Genomic DNA, 26168 nt, shown 5'->3' on the forward strand with positions numbered 1-26168 from the left:
AGTTATCTTAACGTTTTGACTTACTGATACGACCGATAGGTTGGTTGTGATCTTCGCCTTTCAACAAAGAAACCAACTCAACGCCTTCAGGAAGAGTTACGTCAGATAGGTGGAAGATTTGATCTAGTTGGCCATTGATAGTATCAACGATCAATGCTTCAGGTAGGTTTGCTGGTAGGCAACGTACTTCAGCCAATTTAGATTCGATAGTCAAACGACCACCTTGCTTGCTAACACCTTCACTTTTCGCAGCGTTGATGAAGCTTAAAGGAACGCGAGTAGTGATCGTTCTGTCTTCTTGAACGCGCTGAAGGTCCATGTGCATAACAGCGCCAGTTGCTGGATGACGTTGTAGAGCTTTAACAAGCAATTTCTCAGCTTTGCCTTCAACAGACACTTCTACTAGACCAGTTAAGAAACCTGGAGTAGCAACAGCTTTTAGAAGCTCGTTGTCTTTGAATGCGATAGATTGTGGAGCAGCTTCGCCACCGTAGATAACAGCTGGCACTAAGCCTTCGTTGCGAAGGCGGCGGCTCGCACCTTTACCTTCTAGAGTTCGTGCTACGGCATTAATAGATAATGACATGATATTTTCCTAATAATAATAAAGTTTGTGCCCAGAACTGCGACCCATTCCGAGCGTAAGTGTTTGGTTTAAGCCCCAAACATGGCACTGATAGACTCTTCGTTACATACGCGACGAACAGCCTCCGCCATAATGTCAGACATCGACAATTGGCGTATCTGAGGGCAATTAAGCGCCTCTTGTCTCAATGGAATGGTATCAGTCACAACCAATTCATCGAGCACGGAATTTTTAATGTTTTCGATTGCTTTGCCAGAAAGAACAGGGTGAGTACAGTAAGCAAGTACTTTTGAAGCGCCATGTTCTTTCAATGCTTTAGCGGCCGCACATAAAGTACCGCCAGTGTCACACATGTCATCAACTAGGACACATGTTTTGCCTTCAACATCACCGATCAAATGCATGATTTGAGCTTCATTTGCACGAGGGCGGCGTTTGTCGATGATTGCTAAGTCTGCATCATCTAGCATTTTCGCAAAGGCTCTTGCGCGTACAACGCCGCCTACGTCAGGAGAAACAACAGCAATGTTCTCATGGCCTTGGCGTTGTAGATCGTCAAGTAATAAAGGTGTTGCATAAACGTTATCAACAGGAATGTCGAAGAATCCCTGGATCTGATCAGCATGAAGGTCAACCGTTAATACGCGGTTGATCCCTACTGCAGAAATCATATCGGCAATCACTTTTGCTGTAATAGGTACGCGTGCAGATCGTACGCGACGATCTTGGCGAGCATAACCAAAATAAGGGATAACGGCGGTGACGCGAGTAGCAGATGCACGACGTAAAGCGTCTGCCATAACAATGAGTTCCATTAGGTTGTCATTGCTTGGTGCACAAGTTGACTGGATGATAAAAACGTCTTTACCACGAACGTTTTCATTAATCTCAACTGTAATTTCACCATCGCTGAACTTACCGACTGTTGCGTTACCGATAGGTAAACCTAGGCGACGTACGACTCTACGAGCGAGTTCCGGGTTTGCATTACCGGTAAAAACCATCAACTTGGACACTGTGTATACCCTTTGTATATTATCTGCGATGAAAATAGATTGGCTTAGTATAAGTGAGCCTTGCCTTGCTAACTTTTATTTTGCTCAATCCACTGGTTTAATGCGTCATGAGTTGGTGACGTATTTGTGCTGCGACATACCCAACTTTGCCATTTCTTTGGTGTTAGCTGTTTTACTCGCTCAGCTTCGAGTAAATTATCAAATGCTAGAAATAGGCAAGCACCTGTCCCGGTTAACTTCGCATCTCCATGATTTTTAAGCCATAAATACGCTTCGTTTACTTCAGGATTGTGCTTTTTTACGACATCAAGGCAATCGTTATGACCACCCAGCTTCAAGGCGTGCGGTATTTTGATGGGAGGGGTGTCTCTTGTCAAATATTTATCGGTAAATATTTGAGCAGTAGAGACGTGGCAATTGGGCTTTAAGAGTAAAAAATACGGCGTATCTGGCTCGACTTTTTGGAGCCTTTCTCCAACACCTTCGGCAAAGGCTGAAAACCCCATCACAAATACTGGAATATCTGCCCCAAGCGTGACACCCATTTCGGCTAATTTTTCGAGAGTTAAGTGGCATTCCCACAGAGTGTTGAGCGCCAATAACGTTGTCGCGGCATTTGAACTTCCGCCACCGATACCGCCACCCATTGGCAGTTGTTTTTCGAGTCTAATATCGACGCCAAATGTTTTGTCTTTTTTGAAAGGTGTGAGCAACTCAGCGGCTTTATGGATAAGGTTCTCTTCGGTTGGTAAACCTTCTATTTCTGGGGAAATAGTAATGCGATTATTTTGCGTAAGAGAAAACTCTAAAGTGTCGCATAAATCAATGAATTGAAAGACGGTTTGTAACTCATGATAACCATCTTCTCGGCGACCTGTAATGTGTAAAAAGAGATTTAGCTTTGCTGGAGAAGGTAATCGCATTGTGGTTACTGAACGGCCCATTCGTTGATAATCAAATTTACTCGAAACGGAGAGTTTGAAACTTGCATTTTTTGCGGCAAGGATAAACCGTCTATTTTAGTGAAATTACTATAGGTAACAACCCAGCCATCTTGTTCTATTTTGTCCACCGTGTCGGAGTCTGCTTCTTTAGTGATTTGGGCTGGCGAATGTGGCGAAGCCAAACCGCGAATCCAATAAGTGACCTGCTCAACAGGAAAAGCCCAACCTAGCTCGTCGTGCAAAAGTGTTGCTGGGTTATCACCTGTAATGACTTTGTCTTCATAGGCTAATGTGACTAAGCCGTTTTCGTTTTGATTGAGTTTGGTTGCACCTTGACCAAAAGGGCCAACGATAGACAAAGAAAAGGTATCTGTGGCTTTTTGCCAGCTGAAATTTCCTGAGATCGCATCATCTTGAGTACGAATGCCGACTCGACCTGAGGTTTCCCATTTTGATATGGCATCGACACTAGACGGTGGTGGCGTGACAGGGCCAGAAGGCTGTGTGCTACAGGCACCTAAAAAAGCCGTCAGTGAAATAATACAAAGTGCGCGATAATTCATGGCGTAATATCCTGTTGTCTTTCTTCTATTAAAGACGGCGACAGTCGTTTAATCGTTTCTAATAAAAGTGGTGAGTTTGGTTCGCTGTCTAGGGCAGTTTCCCATATCTCTATTGCCTCTTTGTAATGTCGCTGTTTCCATAAGGTTTCGCCATAGTGCGCTGCTATTTCAGCGTCAGGCAAAAGACTCCATGCTTTCTTGAGATAATAAGATGCTTGTTCTAGCTCGCCTTTTAAAAAGTGTCCCCAGCCTAAGCTGTCTATGACCGCAGGATCATCTTCTGCTTTTTCATAGGCTGATTCTATGTATTTCATGGCCTCATCAATGCGAGAGGTTCTAGTGAGCAAGGTGTAACCTAAAGCGTTAAGATACTGAGGGTTTTCAGGATCTTTCAATAATAAAATGTGGATTTCAGTTTCCGTAGTTTGCCAATCGCCTAATGATTCTGCCAATAATGCTTTTCGGTAACGTAGCGCATTTGATTCAGGGTAAGTGTCAGAGGCTTGGCTCACTAAGTCGTAGGCTAAACGTTCGTTATCGTTTTGTAGATGTAACTGACTGATCAGTGTGACTTGCTCAGGAATGTTTTCTCGCAAGGTTCTTGTTAAGACCATCTCGTTAATGTCTTGTTCTTTGTTTTCCTCATAAAGCCATAACGCAATTTGTTGTGTGGCTTTTGTTCGTAGGTTGCCTTCCACATTGCGCATTATTTCAATGGCTTTGGTTGTTTCTTTCAATTCTGCTAACGCGATGGCTTCAAGGAATTGGATTTGATCGCCAAAACCGAAGCTTTCTTCCGGCAAAGTGGCGGACACTTCTAAAACATGCTTTGGTTGGTTGTTTGCCAATAAAGTACGCATAAAGCCAATACCAACTTGAAGCTGCTCCGAATCGTCTAATGTTTTCTCGTTATAAATCGACATGGCTTGAGAGACATCGCCTCGCTCCACAAGGAAGTCAATCAAAGAGGCCATGATTCGAGTGTTCTCTGGGTGATGCTTTGTTGCTTCTAATAAGGTTTCGATTGACTCATCAAGTTGGCCAATATTCTTTTGGCTAAAGGCGAGAATCAAAAACAATATTTCATTCTTTTCTAAGTCTGGACGCTCCAGCAGTTGTTGAGATTCAGTGATGGCTTCTTCATATTGGCCAGCTAATAAGAAAATATGCGCTTGGCTAAGTTGAATGTACTGGTCTTTTTGGTACTTAGCGGGCAGTTCGGAAATGGCTTCGCTAATCACAGCGACTTTTTCACTGTCACGTACATGGTCTTCTAAATACAGGGGCAAGAATTGTAGAGAAACGCTGTGCCTTATTGCATTGATTAAGAGTGTGGCCGTTTCTTCTGGGCGTTGATTTTTAATCAGAACTTGAGCCTTTAATGAATATGCTTGCTCAGCAAAAGGATCGGCTGCTAGCCATAGATTCGCGCTTCGTTCTACATAATTATCGTTCTGGGATGCAATGGCGACCTGAATTGATCTTTCGAGTAATTTATCGTCTGCAGTTTTGCTGGCGAGATCATAAAAAGCGTCGAAGGCTTTTTCTGGGCCTTCTCGTTGCAAAAGAAATTCAGCTTCTAGCAAGGCTTCTATTTGTTGAGCGGTAGATGTTTTGTTTTGTGTTACGGATGCTTCTTGTTGGCTTGAGTCATTTGTTTTCGCCATCTGTTGGCAAGCAGTAAGAATAGGAAGGCTTACCACGAAAAAAAGCGTCAGCCACTTTTTGTTGTCGCGCTTTTCTTTCAGAAAGTTGTGTAGTGTGCCGAAACAAGATGGCATGTTTATTCTCGATGCTGAATTCATATAACTCTTATATTATCGTTAGCGGCGTCTTATGTCAGTTACAACTATAAATTAATCCTATTACTTTTATTGGTAAGATAGGGTGCGCAAAAAAGTGAATTTCTCGTATAATGTGTCTTCTTTGTGTAAAGAGTCATGTTGAAGCTGCGCTTCCTCCTGTCATGTCTTAAAATCTCGATTTTTGAGAAGAGTCCTGAATGCCGCTAATTACTGTAGGTGTAAATCACAAAACGGCGCCCGTTTCGATACGTGAGCGTGTGGCTTTTGCGCCTGAAAAGATGGTCGATGCGTTGTCTTCTCTGTTGTCTGAGAAAACCGCCAATGAAGCTGTCATTGTCTCTACTTGCAATAGAACCGAACTTTACTGCTCGGTAGAAGATGTCCAAAAAGCGGATGAGGTGATTACTTGGCTTGGGCAGTATCATGACATCGATGCGGTTGACCTCAAGCAGTATTGTTATACCCATTGTGAAGATGACAGTGTACGCCATGTGATGCGCGTTGCTTCCGGTTTGGATTCTTTGGTTTTAGGTGAGCCACAAATACTCGGACAAGTTAAATCGGCTTATGCGGTTTCGCAAGAAGGTGAATGCCTTGGTCCGGAGTTAGAATCTTTATTTCAGCGTACTTTCTCCGTCGCAAAACGTGTTCGAACCGATACAGCCATTGGTGAGAACCCTGTTTCAATTGCCTTTGCTGCGGTGAGTTTGGCGCAACGTATCTTTGCTGATATTAGAAACAGTACGGCGTTATTGATTGGTGCTGGCCAAACGATTGAGTTGGTCGCGCGTCATTTGAAAGAAAATGGCGTCAAACGCATCATTGTCGCGAATAGAACCTTAGCTCGAGCAGAAAATCTAGCGACTGAGCTCAACGCAGAAGCCATTATGTTAGGTGACATCGGCGATTATTTGTCACAGGCTGATATCGTGATTTCATCTACGGCGAGTCAGTTGCCTATCATAGGTAAAGGCATGGTTGAGCGCGCAACAGCAAAACGCCGACATTCTCCTATGTTGTTGATTGATATTGCCGTTCCGCGAGACATCGAGCCAGAAGTTGAAAATGTTAAAGACGCTTACCTTTATACAGTTGATGATTTGCATTCAGTCATTGAAGAAAATGTAAGAGCAAGGCAAGATGCTGCGAAAGCAGCTGAGCAGATGATCGATGAAGGCGTAGATGCCTATCGTCGAATCGTTGAATCAAGAAAAGTTTCAAATCTGATTGTGACCTTTAGACAATCTGCTGAAGAAATTAAAAACACAGAATTAGAAAAAGCACTGAAAGGTCTTGAAATGGGCCAGGCGCCAGAGCAAGTAATGAACAAACTTGCCCATGGTTTAATGAATAAGCTCATTCATGCACCGACTCGCTATTTGCGTGCCGCTGGCGCAGATGCAGATCAAGACGCATTAACTATTGCCTCGAATGTATTGGGCATTCACGAAGAAAAAGATAATTAAAATGAAAGAATCGATTAAATTAAAGTTAGAAAGTTTGTCTGATCGTTATGATGAGTTGGCTGCGTTACTAGGTGTGGCTGAAGTTATTATGGATCAGGATTTGTTTCGTGCTTATTCCAAAGAATATGCAGAACTTGAACCTGTTGTGAAGTGTTTCAATGAGTTCCAGCAAATTGATGAAAACATTGCTGAAGCAGAACTTATGATGACAGACTCAGACCCAGATATTAAAGAAATGGGTGTGGAGGAATACAAAGCGGGTCAGGCTCAAAAAGAAGAGCTTCAATTGGTTCTACAGAAATTGCTTTTACCAAAAGACCCAAATGACTCTAAAAACGTTTTCTTAGAAGTGCGAGCGGGTACAGGTGGTGATGAGGCGTCTATTTTCTCAGGCGATTTGTTCCGTATGTATTCTCGTTATGCTGAGACTCAACGCTGGAAGGTTGAAATTGTCAGTGCGAACGAAGGTGAGCACGGCGGTTATAAAGAAGTAATTGCTCGAATTGTTGGTGATGGCGCGTATTCAAAACTGAAGTTTGAGTCTGGCGCCCATCGTGTTCAGCGAGTGCCAGCAACGGAATCGCAAGGCCGTATTCATACTTCTGCTTGTACTGTTGCCGTTATGCCTGAAATGGATGAGTTAGATGACATTGTCATTAACAAGGCTGATTTACGAATCGACACTTTCCGCGCCTCTGGTGCCGGTGGTCAGCACGTAAACAAAACCGATTCCGCGATTCGTTTGACTCACATTCCGACTGGCGTGGTTGTTGAATGTCAGGAAGAGCGTTCTCAACATAAAAACCGTGCGAAAGCCATGTCTTTACTGGCTTCTCGATTACAGGCTGCGGAACAAGAGAAAGCCGCGAGTGAGCAATCCGAAACACGTAAATCCTTGGTGGGAAGTGGTGATCGTTCTGAACGTATCCGTACTTACAATTACCCACAAGGCCGTGTGACAGATCACCGTATTAATTTAACCTTGTACAAATTGGACGAGATCGTAACAGGTGATTTGGATGTTTTGATTAATCCGTTGGTTAACGAGTTCCAAGCAGAACAGCTTGCTACTTTGAGTGGCGACAATTAATCAATAATGTACTTTTCTTTCTACAGGGTAGTCATCTCGCATGCGAATTGATGAGTTACTAAAAGGCGCTTTAGAGCGCCTTACTTTTGTCTCAGATACGGCGCAATTAGATGCGCAGCTTTTACTGGCTCATGTGCTGTCTGTTTCTACGTCTTATTTTTATACTTGGCCAGAAAAGGAGGTGGATGAGGAACAGATTGCTGCATTCAATCAGTTATTGGAGCGTCGAGAGAAAGGAGAGCCAGTTGCTTATTTGCTTGGGCATCAAGCATTCTGGAATTTAGATTTAGATGTGGCGCCTTGTACTTTGATTCCTCGTGCAGACACAGAGCGGTTGGTCGAAGTTGTCTTGTCTCTTGTTGAGGATGGTTTAAAAGCCAAGCATATTTTGGACCTTGGTACAGGAACCGGCGCAATTGCCTTGGCGTTAGCGTCGGAGTTGCCTGAGTCGCAGGTTATTGGTGTTGATCTTGTGCAGGATGCGGTATTACTTGCTCAAGGTAATGCTAAGAAAAACCAAGTGAATAATGTGGCGTTTAAGCAAAGTAGTTGGTTTGATGCGTTAATAGATAACGAGCAGTTTGATCTGATTGTCTCTAATCCGCCTTATATTGACCCTGATGACGAGCATTTGTCTCAAGGTGATGTGAGGTTTGAGCCTAAAAGTGCTTTAGTGGCTGACCATCATGGTTTGGCTGACATAGAACATATTATCAAGGAATCTCCTCGATTCATGAAGCTAGATGCTTATTTGGTGTTTGAGCATGGTTACGATCAAGCAGAAGCGGTTAGACACCTTCTTACTCAGGCAGGTTTTGATTCTGTAGAGAGCTTTCAGGATCTGGGTGGTAATGACCGAGTGACCATAGGTCGCTGGCATTAAGTGTATTTCGTCCATTGGAAAGTCAGGAATACAAAACTGTGGTTATATTCCTGACTTTATTCAGCGACTGCGCTCTGTTTACTTCTTAGGCTGCGCATCTTCTGGGCGAATAAACACAGGTGCAGCGTCTGTTGATTGTTCCGGGTCGTAACGATATCCCGCCAAATCAAATGCCTTCAATTCTTCAAGCGTTTCACAGCGGTTTTCAATGAGGTAACGAGCCATCAAACCACGAGCTTTTTTGGCATAAAAGCTGATGACTTTGAACTGACCGTTTTTCTCATCAAGGAAGTTTGGCGTAATTAAGGTAGATTTAAGCTTCTTCTTATTCACCGCTTTGAAATATTCGTTTGATGCTAGATTGACGAGCAACTCGTTCTCTTCAAGCGTATCGTTTATTTTATCGACTATGATGTCTCCCCAGAACTGATACAAGTTGCTGCCGCGATTATTTGTAAGTTTTGTCCCCATTTCCAATCGGTAGGCTTGCATTAAATCCAAAGGCTTCAGAAGGCCGTATAATCCACTTAGGATACGAAGCGATTTTTGTGCATACTCCATATTTTCATTGCTTAGAGAATAGGCATCCAAGCCTGTGTAAACATCGCCCATGAAGGTATAAACTGCTGGGCGGCTGTTGGATGTTGTGTGCTCTTTTTGCCATTCTTGGTAGCGTGAAACATTTAAGGTTGCTAAGTTGTCACTTAGCTTCATTAATGTGGCAATTTCTGCAGGAGTGTATGGCTTGATTGTATCAATGAGCTCTTGAGAGTTATCAAGCATTTCAGGTTGACTGAAATGACGGTTGGGAAGCTCAGAGGTCAAGTCCAAAGTTTTTGCGGGAGAGATTAAAAATTTCATAATTTTTCCATTTGCATAATGATTTTGCTTGTTAAAGATTATCCATGGAGTGCCGATAGATATCCAGACAATGCTTTAATAGAGATAATTTATGAAGAATAATCTGATACCATTTCCGACGTCTCGTCAGCGTGTTGAACACAAAGCGGCAATACGTCATTCGGGCGATAAATTAAAGGCACTTCGTGCGGCGTTTGACCAGGCTCGTAATGACTGGGAATTGGAAGCGGCTGAATTGCCTGAAAATAATAAAATGTACTGCGGCTCTAAAAAGTAATGGAATAACTCTTTATTTCTATTTCGGGCTGCTTCTTTAAGGTGTTAGTCCTATGTTGTTCCTTGTTCGTCATTCTCTTCTTTTTATGTTTCTCTGTGCCATACTTGGCTTCTTACTTCCTTCACTTTCACTCATGCTGTTTCCCTTCTTATCCATTGTGCTTTTTGGCTTGATGACATTGACTCTATTGGGCATGAAGCAAAATGAATTGATTAAGCGTTTGGCAAGTTTTGCGGTTTGGCGTTACACCTTGTTGCACTCCATTGCCTTCATGGCATTTGTTGGTGTTTTGGGGCGAATCTTATCTTTCGATGGTGATCTTCTATTGGCGGTTGTTGCAGTCGCAGGAACAGGATCTTTGTTTGCAACGCCAGCGATTGTTCGTGCTTTAGGGTTTGATAGTGTGCAAGCTATGGCAATGACCATTGCGACGACACTGTGTTTGCCTATTGCGATTTGCATTGCATTGCTGTTTTACCAAACTGAAGAGCTTGATTTAAATTGGGCGAATTACTCACTTCGTTTAATCATTTTTATTTTTGGTCCCATGTTTTTTTCTTTCTTGGTGCATCGCTTTGTTCCCGAAGAATCGTTAAGTAGATTTTTAGTGAAAATCTCGCCTTATACTATTCTGTTGGTATTCGCTTTCCCCTTTGGTCTAGTTGGCAGCTTTAGGCAGCTTTATGACCAAGATCCTATGATGGCGCTCCAGTACTTTTTGATAGCAACTGGTCTGTGCTTTTTGTTTTTTGCATTAGCGTTTGTTGTGTACAGGAAGAAGGGTAAAACGGTTGCGTTAACCGCTGCGATCACTTCTGGAAATCGGAATGTTTTATTGACCTACACCATTGCTGGTGGATTGTTAGGGCCGGCTTTTTTACCAATGGTGGGTGCCCTGCAAATTCCGACATCTTTATTACCTGTTTTGACTCGCTGGCTTAATAAAGTATTGACCAAATAACACTTAAATAATCAGGTGCTTATTTAGTTAAATCTTATGTTAGCCTTTTTGTAAAGTCGGCTTATACTGATAAGAGTTTTTATCTTTCCCGAAAACTTAAAGGATGTTGGTTTTATGAGAAAAAATACACCAGTGACAAATCACGAGAAAACGTTTGATAAAAGCGTTAAGTTGGTCACGACAACAGATTTGAATGGCAATATTGTTCATTGTAATGATGCTTTTATTGATATTAGTGGTTTTACGAAAGAAGAGTTGATTGGCAGCCCGCATAATATTGTTCGCCACCCTGATATGCCGCAAGAAGCCTTTAAAGTGATGTGGGAAACGCTTAAGCAAGGTAAGGCTTGGATGGGATTAGTGAAGAATCGTTGTAAGAATGGCGATTTTTATTGGGTTGATGCTTATGTGACGCCTGTTATGGAGTCTGGGAAAGTTGTTGGCTATGAATCAGTAAGGACATTACCAGATAAAAAAGACGTTGCTAGAGCAGAAAGAATATACAAAAAAGTCGTCAGCGGTCAGCGTGTATTGCCATTGAAGTTTTTGTCTTGGAGGTTCTTGGTGCCTCTTGTTGGCGGTGTGCTTGGTGTGTTCGCTGGCTTTGCTGAGCTTTCTTATGGCTTAGCTATTTGGTTACTGACGAGTTTGCTGATGAACGGTCTTTTTGTTGTAAACCATTCACGCTTACAGAAAATACTGACGGCTCGTTTGTCGAAGTCTTTTTTGCACCCGTTAGCCGGTATTACTTACTCTGATCATTCATTAGATGACGCTATTTTAGATGCGGGCGCGAAAAGCATGGAATCTAGAATAGACGCCATTTTGACGCGTTTTGAAGATGAGTCTCTGAAGGTATCGAGTCAATCTAAACTTGGTTTGGCATTGACGGTTGAAATGGCTAAAACCATGGATAACCAGCAGCATGAAACACAAAATGTTGCGACAGCCATGCAAGAGATGACGGCTACGATTAATGATGTGGCTCAGCAAGTACAGGTTGCCGCAGACAGTGCAAAATCTTCTTCTGAATCAGCAGAGTCTGGACAAAAAACGGTTCAAGATACACGTGGCTCAATTCAGCAACTTAGTGCAACGGTTGATGAGATTGGTGTCACCGTTCAGAACCTAGCGAATCATTCGGAAGAAATCGCCCAAGTTGCTCAAATGATTGAGCAAATAGCAGAGCAAACAAATTTATTAGCGCTTAATGCGGCCATTGAAGCAGCACGAGCAGGGGAATATGGTCGTGGTTTTGCTGTTGTTGCAGATGAGGTGCGTCAGCTTGCTCAAAGGACTCAAGGCTCGACACAAAATATTCACAAGATTATCAGTACCTTGCGAGAAGGCGCCACAAGCTCGGTTGCTATTGCTGAGAAAGGCAAACAAGATGCAAGGGAAGGCTTAGACAAAATTGTTGAAATGGAAAAGGCTTTTGACAATATTGTTGAGGCTGTTTCCAATATCACTGATATGACGATGCAGATGTCGACAGCAGTTGAAGAGCAGGCTCACGTATCCGAAGATATTAATCGACAAGTGGTGCGTATATCTGACCTTGCAACAGAGAGTTTAGAAAAATCTAACCAATCAAGTGACAGTATTAAATCTTTAGAGCAAGTGGCTGATGGCATGCATGAGTTAATTGTTCGATTCAAGTAAAGAGTGTTTTGAGAAGAATAACGAGCTTTTGAAATAAAAAACGCTGCTATGAAAATAGCAGCGTTTTTTATTAGTAGAAACTACCGGTAAATTGAACGGTTTACTTAAGGTAAAGGTAGAGCTTTTAACCGTTTACTTGCGTGATTAAGATTGATCATCATTAAATCTTGGCTGGCTTTTGTTTCGCCCATCGCTTTGAGCAGTCTGCTCAACTCAGCTAATGCTTCATTTTGACTGTCTAAGGCTAAAGCTTGTTCATAGTAATCTTTTGCCTTGCCCCACAACATCATGGATTGACTCAAGCGTCCGCAAACTAGGTATAAATTCGCGCTGGCGGGTTCTTTCTTTAGCCAGTTTTCACAGTTGGCGAGCAGTTTTTTATAAGTGCCTTGATCAATGTTGCCATATTCGAAAATAAGGTCTTCAGACCATTTTTGATTCAGCTTATGACGAATGAAGTTTTCCGCTTTGGTGTGGTCGCCAAATTGAATTAACGTTCGAGCATATAAGACACTCATTTCCGTATCTTGTGACAGTGTGTCTAATTTATTCCAAAGTGTTTCTAGTTCAGCCACTAGCTCTTGGCTGCTTTGTCCAAGTTTATTACGGAATTTGATCTTATCTAACAAGGCCAAAAAAGCATTACGCTCAAGTTCAAGCATGTTGTCATCATCAAATATGCCGTCTTTCTTTAATGTTGGTGTCAAAGTCAGTAGAGCGTCCCAGTCTTTTAGCTTGGTGTAAACCGTGACGAGCATTTTCAAAACTTGTTTATGCTTTGGCTTGAGTTTCTGTAGGCGAAGCAAAGAGGCGAGAGCACTTTCGTAATGACCTTGCTTCATTTGTATTTGACTTTGCGCAAAGCCAATCGCAAATTCGGCTTCTGGAGTGGATTTGTGGGCGGACCTGAGCAAGGCTTTAGAGCGCTCGTGTTCGTCTTGCTCACTCGCTGCATACGCTGCACTGATGTAGTTTATAAGAGGATAAGGTACCTTTTCAGCACTGTTTGTTAAGAGTTTTTCCGCTTTATGCCAGTTCCCTCCAACAAGCTCCAGCATGCCTCTTATTGTATTTCGAGATGCTCTCTTTTGAGCCAAATTTCCTGTCACTTTTGCCAATGAACTGCTTGGCTTTAATGCAATAAATAGAATGCGTTTTACCCAGCTCATAACAAATAAGGCGACAATCATCCCTGCGAGCAACACCCACAAGCTGGTTTCAATTGTTACGCCATTGTAAGCAACTAAAACATAGCCACTGTCTTGGCGCATCAGCAGTCCTAACAAGCCGCCGACAGCCATCATAATGACTAATAAGAAGAGGAGTTTTTTCATATCTCATCTCCTGAATTTGTTTTGGTTGCTGCTTTTGGTGTTACCGATTCTGGTGTAGTTGCAATAGGCGAATCGGTAGAGGATGGTGTACTGTCTATTCTGCTTGTCCAATTTTGCATTAAAGATTTCATTGCTGTTAATGAATCTCTAGGCAATGGGAAGCTAGGAGCAGGGTTGAGCTGCTGCATGGATGTTAAGTTCGATAAAAACGACGTGACAGCTTTTGATTGTGTATCAAAATGTTCTGTAACTGCATCGCCAACACGTTTGAGCGATTGCTGATAAATGACAGATTCGCCTTTTAGAAGTGCTACTTGAGCGACATCCAGTTGCAGCTGTAAGCCAGTAACAAGCTCTTGATATTCTGCTGGTGGTAATAATGCTTTGATGGGTTTGTGATCGTAATTGATCACCACCAAAGAGCGCAGAGATTGCCAGAAGCTAGCTAATGCGGCTTCAATCGAACTTACTTCAGTATTACTGCTTTCTGTTGATGCTGTCTCATTTGTTGAAGATTGCCACTTTTTAGAAGGCTCTCTTTGTGGAAGAGTGGGCACATTGTCGTATAACGCACTTAATTTTAAATAAGCGCCTTCTAAGTCAAATTGGCTGACAGAGCTTAATGCTTGGATATCTTTTGCTAATGCTTTACGCGTTGCAAAAACGATCGGGTCTTCCAACTCATTTAAAATGTCATCGGCATTATTTAATAATGTAATTGCGCCATTGCTGTCGGATTCTAATAACAGGCGTTGGTTTGCTAGGCGAATAAGGTATTCAGCTTCTGCTAACTTCCAGTCTTCTTTTGTGGTGTTATCCAATCGGCTGAGTTTGGCCTCAAGAGAAAGTATCTGCTCGTCTTGTTGATTCTGTTTGTCAGCCAGTTGTTGCTTTTCTGCTTGAGTTGTTTTGTCTGTGTTTCGTATTTGCTCAATGAGTGTCTTGAGTTGAGCTTGATTCAGTGTGTTTGTGCTGATTTTTTTATCTAAATTGTTCTGCTGATTTTGCAGGAGTGTAATGTCTTGTGGAAGTGAGCTTTGCGTACTTTGGTAGTAGAGCCATCCGCTCGCCGCCAAAGCAACAAGGGATAAGCAAAGCGATGCCGCAACCAAGGATTTTACTTTTCCTTGAGAAGCTGTTTCTTGCTGCGCATCATCTTTTTTTACTGGCTGTGTTTCAGTTTTGTCAGACGTGTCTTTTATTGGTGTAGAGTTGTTGTCTTCAGCGACCGAAGTTTCTTGTTTGTTATTCTCTGTCATTCTATTTTCCTATATAAAATTCCGTCGCTTTGAGTAAGCTGTTGTCGTCGGCGCCATCGGCGCATGAAGCATTAATCCAACCCATGTTTATTGCTTGCTGATTCACTCTGAGACTGGGAGTCAGTATCGGAAGTGCTTTCCATTCGGGCTTATATTGAGAAACGTATTCTGAAAGATTACTTAAATTTTCGCCACTGGTTACCCAGATTAAATTGATATCTGGCAACATGAAAAAAGTTTGAGCGTGATATTCAGGCTTTTTTCTTTCGTAAAGAGAAAGATAGCTGATTTTTGCGCCTTTCTCCTCAAGTTTATCGCCTAACTCGGTTCGTCCGCCAACGCCACGTACAATAAGTACTTTTTGTCCTGACATCTTAACGGGTTTCAACCAGTCTAATAAGGCCTCACTTGTGTTTCCTGGGTTTGATAGCGCAGGAATGCCTTCGTTAATCAATGTCTGCGTGGTGCCTTGACCAATACCAATCCAATGAACTTTTTCAGGCAGCATTGGCCAGCATGTGTCTAGCCATTCGGCGGCATATCGGGCGGCGTTTTTGCTGACAAATATGACGTAATGAAACTCATCGATATTAAATATTTGTGAACGGATTTTTGCCTCTTCATCTTCACCCTGTAGAGCTTGTATTTCTAACATGGGCAAAGAAACTGGAGACAGACCCATACTGCTGAGAGTGTTGCAAGTTACTGAATTCTCAGGTTCTGGGCGAGTGATTAGAATGCGATAGTTTTCCACTGATAGGCAGCCTGTCTATGACTCTTAAGAGTATATTTCAGCGAGAATGTCATTTGCTCCCTGAGCCAGTAAGTCATCAGCTAACTGGACTCCAAGAGATTTAGCATCCTCTTTGTGACCATGTATTTCACTTTGAATCATGGTTTTTCCGTCAGGGCTACCAACGAGACCTCTTAACCAAATAGTGTCGTCTGTGAGTGTCGCAAAACAAGCGATAGGAGCTTGGCAGCCACCGTTTAGGCGTTCGTTAACCGCACGTTCGGCAGTTACTCTGATTGCTGTCTCTTCATGTTGCAGAGGGGCTAGCATTTCAATTGTTTGTATATCATCGCTACGACACTCAATGCCCATAGCGCCTTGGCCGCCAGCGGGAAGACTCTGTTCAGCTGACATTCTTTGACGAATTCTGTCTTGCATTTCCAAGCGAAGAAGGCCGGCTGTGGCAAGAATAATAGCGTCGTATTCGCCATTATCTAACTTGCGCAAGCGAGTATTCACATTGCCTCTGAGGTCTTTGATGACAAGGTCAGGACGGTTCATTCGTAACTGGCAAGAACGACGTAAGCTTGAAGTGCCAACCACGCTGCCTACAGGCAATTCATCAATCGAAGAAAAGTTGTTTGATACAAAGGCGTCAGTTGGGTCTTCTCGTTCACAAATTACCGCTAAGCCTAAGCCTTCAGGAAAGGCCATTGGCACGTCTTTCATTGAATGTACCGCAATGTCTGCTCGGCCATCCAATAGGGCGGTTTCCAATTCTTTGACGAACAAACCTTTACCGCCAATTTTTGATAAGGGTGAATCTAAAATCTGATCGCCTTTTGTTGTCATGCCTAGAAGTTCTACTTTTAGTTCAGGATAGAGTGCTTCCAATTGTGCTTTTACATTGTTTGCTTGCCATAGGGCAAGTTGACTTTCACGAGTGGCAATGACGATGGTGTCTTTCACGGTATCTCCCAAAAAATTAATGCTCAGAAGGCAGTTTGGCATTCTTCTAGTGTGTATTGCTTTCAATGATACTCGTTAAGCACAAAGTCGTCATCCTTCACGCTTTATAAGTCAGGGCGCTTAAGGTAACCTTGGCAGCTGATTGAATCTTGCGTAGGAACCTATTGAATGACTGATACAAATAAAACCACTAACCAACAATGGGGTGGTCGTTTTTCTGAGCCTGTTGATGCTTTTGTTGCTCGTTTTACTGCTTCTGTTGAATTTGACCAGCGTATGGCGAAACAAGATATTCAAGGCTCGATTGCTCACGGCAAAATGTTAGCGAGCGTCGGTGTGTTAACAGAAGAAGAGCGTGATCAGATTATTCAAGGTTTGACAGAAATCGAACAAGAAATTGCCAATGGGGAATTTGAATGGTCGATTGAGTTAGAAGACGTGCATATGAATATCGAAGCGCGCCTGACTCAAAAAATTGGCATTACAGGGAAAAAACTTCACACCGGACGTTCTCGTAATGACCAAGTGGCGACGGATATTCGCTTGTACATGCGTGATGAAGTGGATTTCCTTCTTGAAGAAGTGACTCGTCTGCAACAAGGTATTTTAAGTTTGGCGGAAAAAGAAGCCGACACCATTATGCCTGGTTTCACTCACTTGCAAACGGCACAGCCTGTGACCTTTGGTCATCATTTGATGGCTTGGTACGAAATGATGCAGCGTGATTATGAGCGTCTTGTGGATTGCCGTAAGCGCATTAATATTTTGCCTCTTGGTGCCGCTGCGCTTGCCGGAACCACTTACCCAATCGATCGTAATATGACGGCGGAATTGCTTGGTTTTGAACGTCCAACTTACAACTCTTTGGATTCCGTAAGTGATCGTGATTTTGCCATTGAATTTACCTCAACAGCGTCGATCATCATGATGCACATGTCTCGTTGGGCAGAAGAAATGGTGATGTGGGCGTCTGCTCAATTTAACTTTATCTACTTGCCAGACCGTTTTTGCACAGGCTCTTCTATTATGCCGCAGAAGAAAAACCCAGATGTGCCTGAATTAGTGCGTGGTAAAACAGGTCGAGTTTATGGGCATTTGATGGGCTTGCTAACACTGATGAAGTCTCAGTGCTTGGCTTACAACAAGGACAACCAAGAAGATAAAGAACCTTTGTTTGATACGGTTGATACCCTAAAAGGGTCGTTGCGTGCGTTTGCCGATATGATTCCTGCTATCGAATCTCGTAAAGAACATATGTATGAAGCGGCTCGTCGTGGTTTTTCTACAGCAACGGATTTGGCGGATTACTTGGTTCGTCAAGGAGTGGCTTTCCGTGATGCACATGAAGTTGTTGGTAAAGCAGTTGGCTATGGCGTTAAAGAAGGCAAGGATTTGTCAGAAATGACATTGGAAGAATTACAGTCTTTTGGCGATATGATTAAAGCGGATGTGTTTGACGTATTGACCTTAGAAGGTTCTGTTGCCGCGCGTGATCATGTTGGTGGAACCGCGCCAGCGCAAGTCTTGAAAGCAGTTGAACGAGCGAAAGCGGAATTGTCTGAGCGTTTCGCTTAAAACATAAGCATTTTTCTCATGGAAAGCGGTGGATGGCTCTTTTTCTACTTAGGTGTTTCAGCCAAGTAGAAAAGGTTTCAGTCACCGCTTTTTAGTTGCTCAATCGAAAAAGGTGAGTCCGTCCCTAAAAAAACGCTAGGCGCAATGTTTAGCTCAAATAGAAAGGTTTTACTCTTCCCTGTACATCCTGCAAAAACGACGGCCCACGGCTCATCACTTCCTACAGCGGGAATGCGCCAACACACACCATCTATATTGACGTAACGTGCGCCATCTGGCCCAGTGGTGACTGGGTAATCTATTTTTTTGATTTGTCCTTTCAAATATTCTTGTTGAGCGACTTCTGATGCGGCTATTTTCTCTCTTAATTCTGGCGAAAAAACCTTATCCGCAGCATCGTGACTATTACTTGAAGGGAAGTTGATTGAAGATAAATCCAGCAAGCTAGGTTTCGTAATTATCACATCATTATTTTCTATTTCATCGCTTCTCACTTCGCTGCTTTCTATCTCACTGTTTAAACGGTTATTTTCTGTTGAAAGGTCAAAAAAAGCTTCGTTGAATAATTCTGTACCGTTAAAGCTTTCTATGTCATTTGATGTGGTTTCTGTTATCTGAGATGGCGTCTCATCGCTAAATTCTTCACTTGTACTTAAAGAGTCTGTCGTAGTCTCCTCATTTTTCAAAAGACGTTCTTGCGTTGTATTGGGTAGTAGTTGTAGCTCAAAGCGAGAGTCGTTAGAGGTGACGTCTAGTGCTTTGAACCAATTAAACTGGGGCGATATGAGGAAAAACAGTAGGTGCAGAAAGACCGCACAGAGAATAGCCACCGCCCATGGAAGGATTTTTCTTTTCATTAAATTTTATAGACCCTTTGCGCTTTGGAAAAAGAATACGGTTAACAGGGTTCGCTGTAAGCGCTTAAATGGAACTGTACACCTTATATTGAGGTTAACAAATCCAAGTGCGCCTTTATTTATATTTTTCGTAAAGATTATCGATGTTATTGATTGGCTAGGGTTGGGAAACGAACTGGCCGCAAGGTATACTCTGTGAATCAAAAATAGAGAGAAAAGATGATGTTTAAGTTGTTTTCTGTATGTATGTTGGCTTTTTTTCTTGTAGCGTGCGGCAATAAAGGCGCTCTTTATTTGCCGAGTGACACTGTCAGTGAACAGCAAGCATCGTCTTTATAGCTGAGGATTCCCCTTTGGATTTTTTTAATTATTCTAATCAGACTCTGCAAGCAGAGAATGTTTCTTTATCTGATATTGCGAACCAATACGGTACGCCTTGTTACGTTTACTCGCGCGCGACATTAGAGCGCCATTATAACGCCTATGCGGAAGCGTTTGCTTCTCACCCAACTCTAATTTGTTATGCAGTAAAAGCTTGTTCAAATATTGCTATTTTGAACGTATTAGCAAGATTAGGCTCAGGATTCGATATTGTTTCTGTTGGTGAATTGGAACGTGTTCTTAAAGCAGGCGGTGATCCTGCCAAAGTGATGTTTTCAGGTTTAGGTAAACAAGCTGGTGAAATGCGTCGCGCTTTAGAAGTGGGTATTCATTGCTTTAACGTCGAATCTGAAGCGGAATTGTATCGCCTTGATCAAGTGGCAGGTGAGATGGGTAAAAAAGCGCCAGTGTCATTGCGCGTTAATCCAGACGTAGACGCTAAAACGCACCCTTATATTTCTACCGGTTTGAAAGAAAACAAATTTGGTATCGATATTCAAGATGCCGTTCGCATTTATCAAATAGCGCACAAGTTGCCAAATTTAGATGTAATGGGCGTTGATTGTCATATCGGTTCGCAGTTGACTGAACTTAAGCCTTTCCTGGATACATTCGATCGTTTGATCGGCTTGGTTGATCAGTTGGCTGAAGTTGGTATTAAGATTAAACACCTTGATTTAGGTGGTGGTTTGGGCGTTCGTTATCGTGATGAAGTACCACCATCACCAGCCGATTACGCTGAGCTATTGCTAGAAAAAGTAAAAGGCTTAGATGTTACTTTGGCGTTTGAACCAGGCCGCTCAATTGCCGCTAATGCTGGCGTTTTGTTGACTCAAGTTGAATTTTTGAAGTGCACGCCTCATAAAAACTTCGCGATCATAGACGGTGCGATGAACGATTTGATTCGCCCTTCTTTATACAGTGCTTGGATGGATATTGTGCCTGTGTCTTTGGTGCCAACGCCTGAAGGTAAGCGCAGTTACGATTTGGTTGGTCCTATTTGTGAAACAGGCGACTTCTTAGGCAAAGATCGCGAATTGGATATTCAGGCTGGCGATTTGTTGGCTGTGCGTTCTGCCGGTGCTTATGGTTTTACCATGTCTTCAAACTACAACAGTCGTAATCGTGCGGCAGAAGTGATGGTAGATGGTGATACTACTCACTTGATTCGTGCCCGTGAAACAATCGAACATCAGTTAGCTGGTGAACAGGTTCTACCAGACTGAGGAGCTTTTTGTGTTATTGAAGTTTACAAAAATGCATGGGCTTGGAAATGACTTTGTTGTTGTCGATGCGGTTTCGCGAAAAGTGTTTTTTAATAAGCAGCAAATTGAACGCTTAAGTGATCGTAACTTAGGAATTGGTTTTGATCAGCTTTTGGTTGTTGAGCCGCCATCGAATCCTGACATGGACTTTCGTTACCGTATTTACAACTCTGATGGCAGTGAAGTAGAGCATTGTGGCAATGGTGCTCGTTGTTTTGTTAAGTTCGTTCTCGATAGAGGATTAACAAATAAGCGTGTCATTGACGTTGAGACAAAACGCGGAGCGATTCAGCTACGAGTTATGGATGACGGTTTGGTTACAGTTGATATGGGCAGCCCAAGTTTTGAGCCAAAAGACTTACCTTTTACGGCAGACGCTTCTGAGTCACTGTACGAAATAAAAGCTGGAGAGAAAGATTACCTAATTACGCCTGTTTCGGTTGGTAATCCTCATGCTGTTATTAAAGTGGATGCGCTGGTGGATGAAGAGGTCGCGACAACGGGGCCTTTGCTTGAAAGCCATGAGCGTTTTCCACAAAACGTTAATGTCGGTTTTATGCAGGTTGTTAGCCCAACTGAAATTAATTTACGTGTCTATGAACGTGGCGTTGGTGAAACGCAAGCCTGTGGGACGGGTGCATGTGCAGCGGTAGTTGCAGGTATCAAACAGGGCTGGTTGTCTCCTAAGGTTACTGTTCATGCCTTGGGTGGAGATCTACATATCGAGTGGCAGGGCGAAGGTCAGTCAATTTTTATGACAGGACCTGCTGTGAAAGTATTCGAAGGCCAAATTTATCTATAGAGGTTGTATGAGCGAAGAGGAAGTAATTCAGTATTTGTTGAGTACGCCAGATTTCTTTATTCGAAATTCTGATGTATTAGAAAGCTTAACGCTTCCTCATCCTGTTAGTGGTAATGTCGTTTCTTTGCTTGAGTATCAAGTGAGTGTGTTACAGAAGTCGACAGCTGGCTATCGAAGCCAATTTGAACGACTTGTCGATGTTGCACGAGAAAATGAATCGACCATGCAGAAGAGTCGTCGGCTTATATTAGCTGGTTTGAACTGCGAATCGTTAGACGACTTTTCTATGGTAGTGGGGGATATGGTTAGAGATGATTTCCAAGTGCCTTACCATTCCCTTATTTTATTTGGCGATGTTACAGACAGTTCCGTTAGAACTCATAACCTTGTTAATGAAGGTTCTGACTTGTCTCATACTTCAGGATTTACTGAATGCTTCTGCGGTATCTTGCCTGCGAACGAAATGAACTATTTATTTTCAGACGATGCAGACCAAATTCACTCTGTGGCTGTATTGCCTCTTCTTTCTCGCTCAGGCGGTGAAGTGAAAAAATGTGGTGTTCTCGTTTTGGGTGATAAAACGCCTACGGCTTTTAGCAAAGATAAAGGGAGTTTGTTTCTTCAATATCTTGCTGATTTATTGAGTGCCATTCTACTAAGGTTGTTGAAATGAGTGTTTTGATTACATTTGATTTAGATAATACCTTGTGGGATGTGGCGCCAGTTATCACAAGAGCTGAATATGCAATGGAGTCTTGGTTTGAAGAGCGCTTTCCAGGGTATAGTCAGCAATTTTCATTTTCTGTTCAGGAAAGCATCAAGCAACGAATTATCGATGAAAATCCAGAAATTGCTTTTAATCTGACAGAATTACGCTTGAGAGTGTATAAAACGTCGTTAAGAAAATTCGGTTTGCCAACAGAGGAAGCGGATTTAATGGCGAAAGCGGCATTGGCGCATTTTTGTGAGTGGCGCCAAAGGGTAGATCTTTTTCCTCATGTAGTGGATGTTTTAGAAGAGTTAAATCAGGATTATGATTTAGCGGTTATCACAAACGGAAATGCTGATGTTTTCCATCCTTATGTTGGGTTGGGGCAATATTTTGATTTTGCCATTCGTGCGGATCAAGTCGGAGCAGCAAAGCCCAGCGCCGATGTTTTTTCTATGGCAGCTAAGAAAGCAGGGTTGGACTTCTCTCAAATTATCCACGTTGGGGATCACCCAATCGATGATGTTTTAGGGGCGACAAATGTTGGAGCAAAAAGCATTTGGTTTAATCGTCACGGGGCAAGACGATGGGCGGATGAATGGGGAGCTAGATCCAATGCTGAAGTACACTCGTTATTAGAGTTGCCTTCGGCTATTTCCTCTCTGGCACTATAGGCTTTGTCTATCATTTCAATTGAAAGATATAGATTCTTACCCTAAGTATTTAGTGGTACACTAACCCCATTAATTAGTACAAACAGATTTTAAGGGAAACTTAATTATGAGTGAAAACACAATTCAAATCACCGACGCACAATTTGCGGAAGAAGTATTGAATTCAGATCTTCCAGTAGTTGTTGATTTTTGGGCTCCTTGGTGTGGTCCTTGTAAAATGATTGCTCCAGTTTTGGAAGACGTTGCAGCAGAATACGCTGGTAAAGTTAAAGTAGTTAAACTTAACGTTGATGAAAACCAAGAAACAGCACCAAAATACAATGTTCGTGGCATTCCTACATTGCTTGTTGTTAAAGGTGGTGAAGTTGTTGCAACGAAAGTTGGCGCTGTATCTAAGTCTCAGTTGGTTGAGTTCGTAAATAACGCCATCTAAGAAGTGTTAAGAGTTTTTAAAAAAGGCAGCTAATTTAGCTGCCTTTTTTGTTTTTATCTGTTTTTGATTGATGCAAGTTTTTGGGCGAAAGCTGGTGAGTGAGAGCTTTCTAATGTCGCCACAACTTGTTTGGCGTAAGGCAAGAAGGCTTGTAGATCGCTTTTTGGCATTGGATCGTCATTAGGTAGTTTTACTGTTACTGGGTTTTTGTGGACGCCATTGATACGAAACTCGTAGTGTAAATGAGGCCCAGTTGCCCAGCCTGTTTGTCCTACATAGGCGATTATTTTTCCCTGAGATACTCTAGCACCTCGTTTTGTGCCTTTCGCGAATCCTCTCAAGTGAGCATAAAGTGTCTGATAGCCTTTGCCATGATCGATAATAACTACGTTTCCGTAGCCATTTTGTGTTCCTGCAAAGGATATTTTTCCTTCACCTGCTGCTTTGACTGGTGTTCCGCTTGCTGCTGCGTAATCAACGCCTCTATGAGGTCGGCTTGTTTTGAAAATCGGATGTAGTCGGTTTGGGTTGAATTTAGACGAGATTCGTGTGAAGTCTACAGGGGTCCGAATAAAAGCCTTACGCATAGCTAAACCGTCTGGTGTGTAATAGCTTGAGCCTCTAGATGTTGTGTAACGAATTGCTTGAAAAGTACGTCCGTTATTGATGAATTGGGCTGCTATGATATTGCCGTGGCCAATTTTTTCACCATCTAGAAATTTTTCTTCATAAAGAACACTAAGGCTATCACCCTTACGAATATCAAGCGCAAAGTCGATATCCCAGCCAAAGATGTTAGCAAGTTCAATGAGTAGAGATTGTTCTATTCCTGATGCTAGACCATCAACAAAAAGGGAGTTGTTGATCTCAGCTTCTTTGTAGGTCTTTATGATGTCTGGCTCTCGAGAAACCTCTGTTCTATCAAAAGCATTTTCGTTGCGCTCAAACGTCACCTTGTCTAAACGATTAAGCACAAGAGTAAGTTCGGTTAGTTCTCCCGTCTTTTCGTTAGTGGTAAAGCTAAGCTCTTGCCCAGGTAGCATTCTTAACAAGGTTTTTTGTTCTTTATCGGCAAGAGAGACTTTGTAGATATCTTGAGCTGAAATGCCTTCTCGTGACAGAAGCTTTGATAAAGAGTCGCCTGAAGAAACGGTCACTGTTTGCTCTTTGTAGGTTGGCGGGCTGTTCTTTTTTGTTAATGCTTCAGGTGTTGGTGCGTTGTATGTTGTGTTGATGTTGTCTTGTGTTGAAGGTTGAGTCTTGCTGTTTTGATCTGGTTTTTGAATGTTTATATAAGTCGGTTGTTGTAAGTCGTTGAAAACGAGATCTGATTGGTGGACTTGCTCAAGATTGGTCTCAAGAGAAATTACTTTGTTCTGAGAGGGTTGCTCTTCTGGGATGGCGATCAAAACTATGGCGAGAAGAGTGCAGACAACAGCAATAAGGAGTAAATGTTTTGTTGGTATTAACTTAATCAAAATAGGTATCCAAAAAATCTTTAAGAAAGCCTTATCATCCTATCAAGATTGCTTTTATAATTGAATGCTTAACTCATGTAAACTCACTAGGAAATGGATCAAAATAATGACGGTAAGCAGTAAAGACCTTATAAATGACTTGCAAGCTCGTGGACTCATTGCCCAAATGACGGCAGAAGAAGAGCTAAAAAAACATCTTGAAGATGAAAGTCGTACACTTTATTGCGGTTTTGATCCAACAGCAGACAGTTTACACCTTGGTCACCTTGTTCCTTTGCTTGTGTTAAAACGATTTCAGGATGCAGGGCATAAGCCAATTGCATTAGTCGGTGGCGCAACAGGGTTGATTGGTGACCCAAGCTTTAAAGCGACAGAGCGACAATTAAATACATCCGATGTTGTGGCTAGTTGGGCTGAAAAAATTCGAGGCCAAGTAAGCCAGTTTGTAAAATTTGATGATGTGCCTAACCCTGCAAAGGTTGTTAATAACCTAGATTGGGCTGGTGAAATGAGTATGTTGGATTTCTTGCGGGAAATCGGTAAGCATTTCTCAGTGAATGCAATGATAAATAAAGAGTCTGTACAGCAGCGCCTTAATCGTGAAGGGGCTGGTATTTCCTTTACTGAATTCTCTTACGCTTTGTTGCAAGGAATGGATTTTGCTGAACTTAACCGTACTTATGATTGTACTATTCAGGTGGGCGGCAGTGATCAGTGGGGGAATATTGTTGGTGGTATCGACTTGTCTCGCCGTCAGAATCAAGCTCAAACATTTGGCCTAACAGTTCCATTGGTGACAAAGTCAGACGGTACGAAGTTTGGTAAAACAGAATCTGGTGCTGTGTGGTTGGATTCATCTAAAACAAGTCAGTATGCTTTTTACCAGTTCTGGATGAATACAGCAGATGCAGACGTTTATAAGTTTCTGAAATTCTTTACCTTCTTAAGCCTTGAAGAAATTGATGCTATTGAAAAGGCTGACCAAGAAAGTGCTGGTAAACCAGAAGCTCAATCTATCCTTGCCCGTGAAGCAACTAAATTAGTGCATGGTGAGGAAGGGTTGCAAGCAGCGGAGCGTATTACAAAGGCCTTGTTTAGTGGTCAAGCAGATGACTTGAGTGAGCAAGATCTAGAGCAGATTCAATTGGATGGCTTGCCAAGTAGCTCTTTACAAGGAATTGATTTGACGGCAACGCCGCTAACATCTCTTTTGGCTGATGCTGGTTTGGCTGCAAGTGGCAAACAAGTTAAAGATGCATTGCAACGTAATTCTGTTGTTGTAAATGGTCTAGCTCAAGGGATTGATAGCAACATGGATGCTGCTGCAATTTTTGCTGCAGAAAAGGGTTACTACAACAAGTATTTCTTAGTGAAACTGGGTAAGAAAAAACACCACTTATTTGTGCTTTAAATGAGTGGTTTATCTATCTAATGAAAAGGCGCATAAGCGCCTTTTTGATTTGCTGACCCGTCCTAAATAAGGTTGTCACTTTTCAATACTTCAATTGGAGAGTGCAATGACTACAACACCTAAGCGTACACAGAGAGACTATTCCTTCGCCTTTAAATTGGCAGTTGTTGATCA

At 42.4% G+C, this 26168-nt stretch carries 26 protein-coding genes; 14 read left to right on the forward strand and 12 right to left on the reverse strand.

What is annotated here, in order from left to right:
* Window positions 1-7 precede the first annotated feature (7 nt).
* The 5 genes from ACMUMQ_RS14655 to ACMUMQ_RS14675 form a co-directional block, all read right to left on the reverse strand.
* Entirely contained in the window at window positions 8-586 is a 579-nt protein-coding gene (locus ACMUMQ_RS14655) for a 50S ribosomal protein L25/general stress protein Ctc (protein ID WP_317002912.1), read from the reverse strand.
* A gap of 68 nt (window positions 587-654) precedes the next feature.
* Window positions 655-1602 carry a ribose-phosphate diphosphokinase gene (locus ACMUMQ_RS14660; protein ID WP_414682694.1) on the reverse strand — a complete coding sequence of 316 codons (948 nt, stop codon included), beginning with the start codon at window positions 1600-1602 and terminating at the stop codon, window positions 655-657.
* A gap of 68 nt (window positions 1603-1670) precedes the next feature.
* Window positions 1671-2546 carry a 4-(cytidine 5'-diphospho)-2-C-methyl-D-erythritol kinase gene (ispE, locus tag ACMUMQ_RS14665; protein WP_414682695.1) on the reverse strand — a complete coding sequence of 292 codons (876 nt, stop codon included), beginning with the start codon at window positions 2544-2546 and terminating at the stop codon, window positions 1671-1673.
* Entirely contained in the window at window positions 2531-3109 is a 579-nt protein-coding gene (gene lolB, locus ACMUMQ_RS14670) for a lipoprotein insertase outer membrane protein LolB (protein WP_414682696.1), read from the reverse strand. Before lolB ends, ispE begins: the two co-directional genes overlap by 16 nt.
* On the reverse strand, window positions 3106-4890 hold the full coding sequence (locus ACMUMQ_RS14675) for a tetratricopeptide repeat protein (RefSeq protein WP_414682697.1): 1785 nt from the start codon (window positions 4888-4890) through the stop codon (window positions 3106-3108). The genes lolB and ACMUMQ_RS14675 overlap by 4 nt, the downstream gene beginning before the upstream one ends.
* A 221-nt stretch (window positions 4891-5111) precedes the next feature.
* Between ACMUMQ_RS14675 and hemA the strand changes: the two genes are divergently transcribed.
* From hemA to prmC, 3 genes are read left to right on the forward strand one after another with little or no spacing between them, the layout of a single operon-like run.
* On the forward strand, window positions 5112-6380 hold the full coding sequence (gene hemA, locus ACMUMQ_RS14680; protein ID WP_414682698.1) for a glutamyl-tRNA reductase: 1269 nt from the start codon (window positions 5112-5114) through the stop codon (window positions 6378-6380).
* Window position 6381: 1 nt separating this feature from the next.
* Entirely contained in the window at window positions 6382-7470 is a 1089-nt protein-coding gene (prfA, locus tag ACMUMQ_RS14685) for a peptide chain release factor 1 (protein WP_347984631.1), read from the forward strand.
* 40 nt (window positions 7471-7510) lie between these two features.
* Entirely contained in the window at window positions 7511-8353 is an 843-nt protein-coding gene (prmC, locus tag ACMUMQ_RS14690) for a peptide chain release factor N(5)-glutamine methyltransferase (protein ID WP_414682699.1), read from the forward strand.
* Between the two features lie 78 nt (window positions 8354-8431).
* Here prmC and yaaA read toward each other — a convergent pair whose 3' ends face one another.
* Entirely contained in the window at window positions 8432-9214 is a 783-nt protein-coding gene (gene yaaA / locus ACMUMQ_RS14695) for a peroxide stress protein YaaA (RefSeq protein WP_414682700.1), read from the reverse strand.
* Window positions 9215-9305: 91 nt separating this feature from the next.
* On the opposite strand from yaaA, the gene ACMUMQ_RS14700 reads away from it, so the two are divergent.
* From ACMUMQ_RS14700 to ACMUMQ_RS14710, 3 genes are all read left to right on the forward strand, one after another.
* Window positions 9306-9491: a hypothetical protein gene (locus ACMUMQ_RS14700; RefSeq protein ID WP_414682701.1), complete on the forward strand. Its 186-nt coding sequence runs from the start codon at window positions 9306-9308 to the stop codon at window positions 9489-9491.
* Between the two features lie 52 nt (window positions 9492-9543).
* The gene (locus ACMUMQ_RS14705; RefSeq protein WP_414682702.1) at window positions 9544-10452 is read left to right on the forward strand and encodes a bile acid:sodium symporter family protein; all 909 of its coding nucleotides are present in this window, start codon (window positions 9544-9546) and stop codon (window positions 10450-10452) included.
* A gap of 114 nt (window positions 10453-10566) precedes the next feature.
* Window positions 10567-12114 (forward strand): methyl-accepting chemotaxis protein, encoded by a 1548-nt coding sequence (locus tag ACMUMQ_RS14710; protein WP_414682703.1) that lies wholly within the window; start codon window positions 10567-10569, stop codon window positions 12112-12114.
* Between the two features lie 104 nt (window positions 12115-12218).
* On the opposite strand, the gene ACMUMQ_RS14715 is transcribed toward ACMUMQ_RS14710, so the two are convergent.
* From ACMUMQ_RS14715 to hemC, 4 genes are read right to left on the reverse strand one after another with little or no spacing between them, the layout of a single operon-like run.
* Window positions 12219-13448 (reverse strand): heme biosynthesis HemY N-terminal domain-containing protein, encoded by a 1230-nt coding sequence (locus ACMUMQ_RS14715; RefSeq protein ID WP_414682704.1) that lies wholly within the window; start codon window positions 13446-13448, stop codon window positions 12219-12221.
* Window positions 13445-14707, reverse strand: a complete 1263-nt coding sequence (locus ACMUMQ_RS14720) for a uroporphyrinogen-III C-methyltransferase (RefSeq protein WP_414682705.1) — start codon at window positions 14705-14707, stop codon at window positions 13445-13447. The genes ACMUMQ_RS14715 and ACMUMQ_RS14720 overlap by 4 nt, the downstream gene beginning before the upstream one ends.
* A gap of 1 nt (window position 14708) precedes the next feature.
* Complete coding sequence (locus ACMUMQ_RS14725) at window positions 14709-15461, reverse strand: uroporphyrinogen-III synthase (RefSeq protein ID WP_414682706.1); 753 nt, start codon at window positions 15459-15461, stop codon at window positions 14709-14711.
* Between the two features lie 24 nt (window positions 15462-15485).
* Window positions 15486-16409 (reverse strand): hydroxymethylbilane synthase, encoded by a 924-nt coding sequence (gene hemC / locus ACMUMQ_RS14730; protein ID WP_414682707.1) that lies wholly within the window; start codon window positions 16407-16409, stop codon window positions 15486-15488.
* A gap of 168 nt (window positions 16410-16577) precedes the next feature.
* On the opposite strand from hemC, the gene argH reads away from it, so the two are divergent.
* Complete coding sequence (gene argH, locus ACMUMQ_RS14735; RefSeq protein WP_414682708.1) at window positions 16578-17984, forward strand: argininosuccinate lyase; 1407 nt, start codon at window positions 16578-16580, stop codon at window positions 17982-17984.
* A 77-nt stretch (window positions 17985-18061) separates the two neighbouring features.
* On the opposite strand, the gene ACMUMQ_RS14740 is transcribed toward argH, so the two are convergent.
* Window positions 18062-18841, reverse strand: coding sequence for a hypothetical protein (locus ACMUMQ_RS14740; RefSeq protein ID WP_414682709.1), 780 nt, complete (start codon window positions 18839-18841; stop codon window positions 18062-18064).
* 222 nt (window positions 18842-19063) lie between these two features.
* Here ACMUMQ_RS14740 and lptM point away from each other — a divergent pair, with 222 nt between their 5' ends.
* From lptM to trxA, 6 genes are all read left to right on the forward strand, one after another.
* The gene (gene lptM / locus ACMUMQ_RS14745) at window positions 19064-19180 is read left to right on the forward strand and encodes an LPS translocon maturation chaperone LptM (protein ID WP_414682720.1); all 117 of its coding nucleotides are present in this window, start codon (window positions 19064-19066) and stop codon (window positions 19178-19180) included.
* 14 nt (window positions 19181-19194) lie between these two features.
* Window positions 19195-20448, forward strand: a complete 1254-nt coding sequence (gene lysA, locus ACMUMQ_RS14750) for a diaminopimelate decarboxylase (protein WP_414682710.1) — start codon at window positions 19195-19197, stop codon at window positions 20446-20448.
* A gap of 10 nt (window positions 20449-20458) precedes the next feature.
* Window positions 20459-21289 (forward strand): diaminopimelate epimerase, encoded by an 831-nt coding sequence (gene dapF, locus ACMUMQ_RS14755; protein ID WP_414682711.1) that lies wholly within the window; start codon window positions 20459-20461, stop codon window positions 21287-21289.
* Window positions 21290-21296: 7 nt separating this feature from the next.
* Entirely contained in the window at window positions 21297-21962 is a 666-nt protein-coding gene (locus tag ACMUMQ_RS14760; RefSeq protein ID WP_414682712.1) for a DUF484 family protein, read from the forward strand.
* The gene (locus ACMUMQ_RS14765) at window positions 21959-22672 is read left to right on the forward strand and encodes an HAD family hydrolase (RefSeq protein ID WP_414682713.1); all 714 of its coding nucleotides are present in this window, start codon (window positions 21959-21961) and stop codon (window positions 22670-22672) included. The genes ACMUMQ_RS14760 and ACMUMQ_RS14765 overlap by 4 nt, the downstream gene beginning before the upstream one ends.
* A 106-nt stretch (window positions 22673-22778) precedes the next feature.
* Window positions 22779-23105 (forward strand): thioredoxin TrxA, encoded by a 327-nt coding sequence (gene trxA / locus ACMUMQ_RS14770; protein ID WP_414682714.1) that lies wholly within the window; start codon window positions 22779-22781, stop codon window positions 23103-23105.
* Window positions 23106-23158: 53 nt separating this feature from the next.
* Here the strand turns inward: trxA and ACMUMQ_RS14775 are convergent, their stop codons facing one another.
* Window positions 23159-24583, reverse strand: coding sequence for a peptidoglycan DD-metalloendopeptidase family protein (locus ACMUMQ_RS14775; protein WP_414682715.1), 1425 nt, complete (start codon window positions 24581-24583; stop codon window positions 23159-23161).
* 106 nt (window positions 24584-24689) lie between these two features.
* On the opposite strand from ACMUMQ_RS14775, the gene tyrS reads away from it, so the two are divergent.
* Window positions 24690-25994 carry a tyrosine--tRNA ligase gene (gene tyrS / locus ACMUMQ_RS14780; RefSeq protein ID WP_414682716.1) on the forward strand — a complete coding sequence of 435 codons (1305 nt, stop codon included), beginning with the start codon at window positions 24690-24692 and terminating at the stop codon, window positions 25992-25994.
* Window positions 25995-26168: the final 174 nt, after the last annotated feature.

It is taken from the genome of Marinomonas algae, from assembly GCF_047525555.1.
Lineage (GTDB): Bacteria > Pseudomonadota > Gammaproteobacteria > Pseudomonadales > Marinomonadaceae > Marinomonas.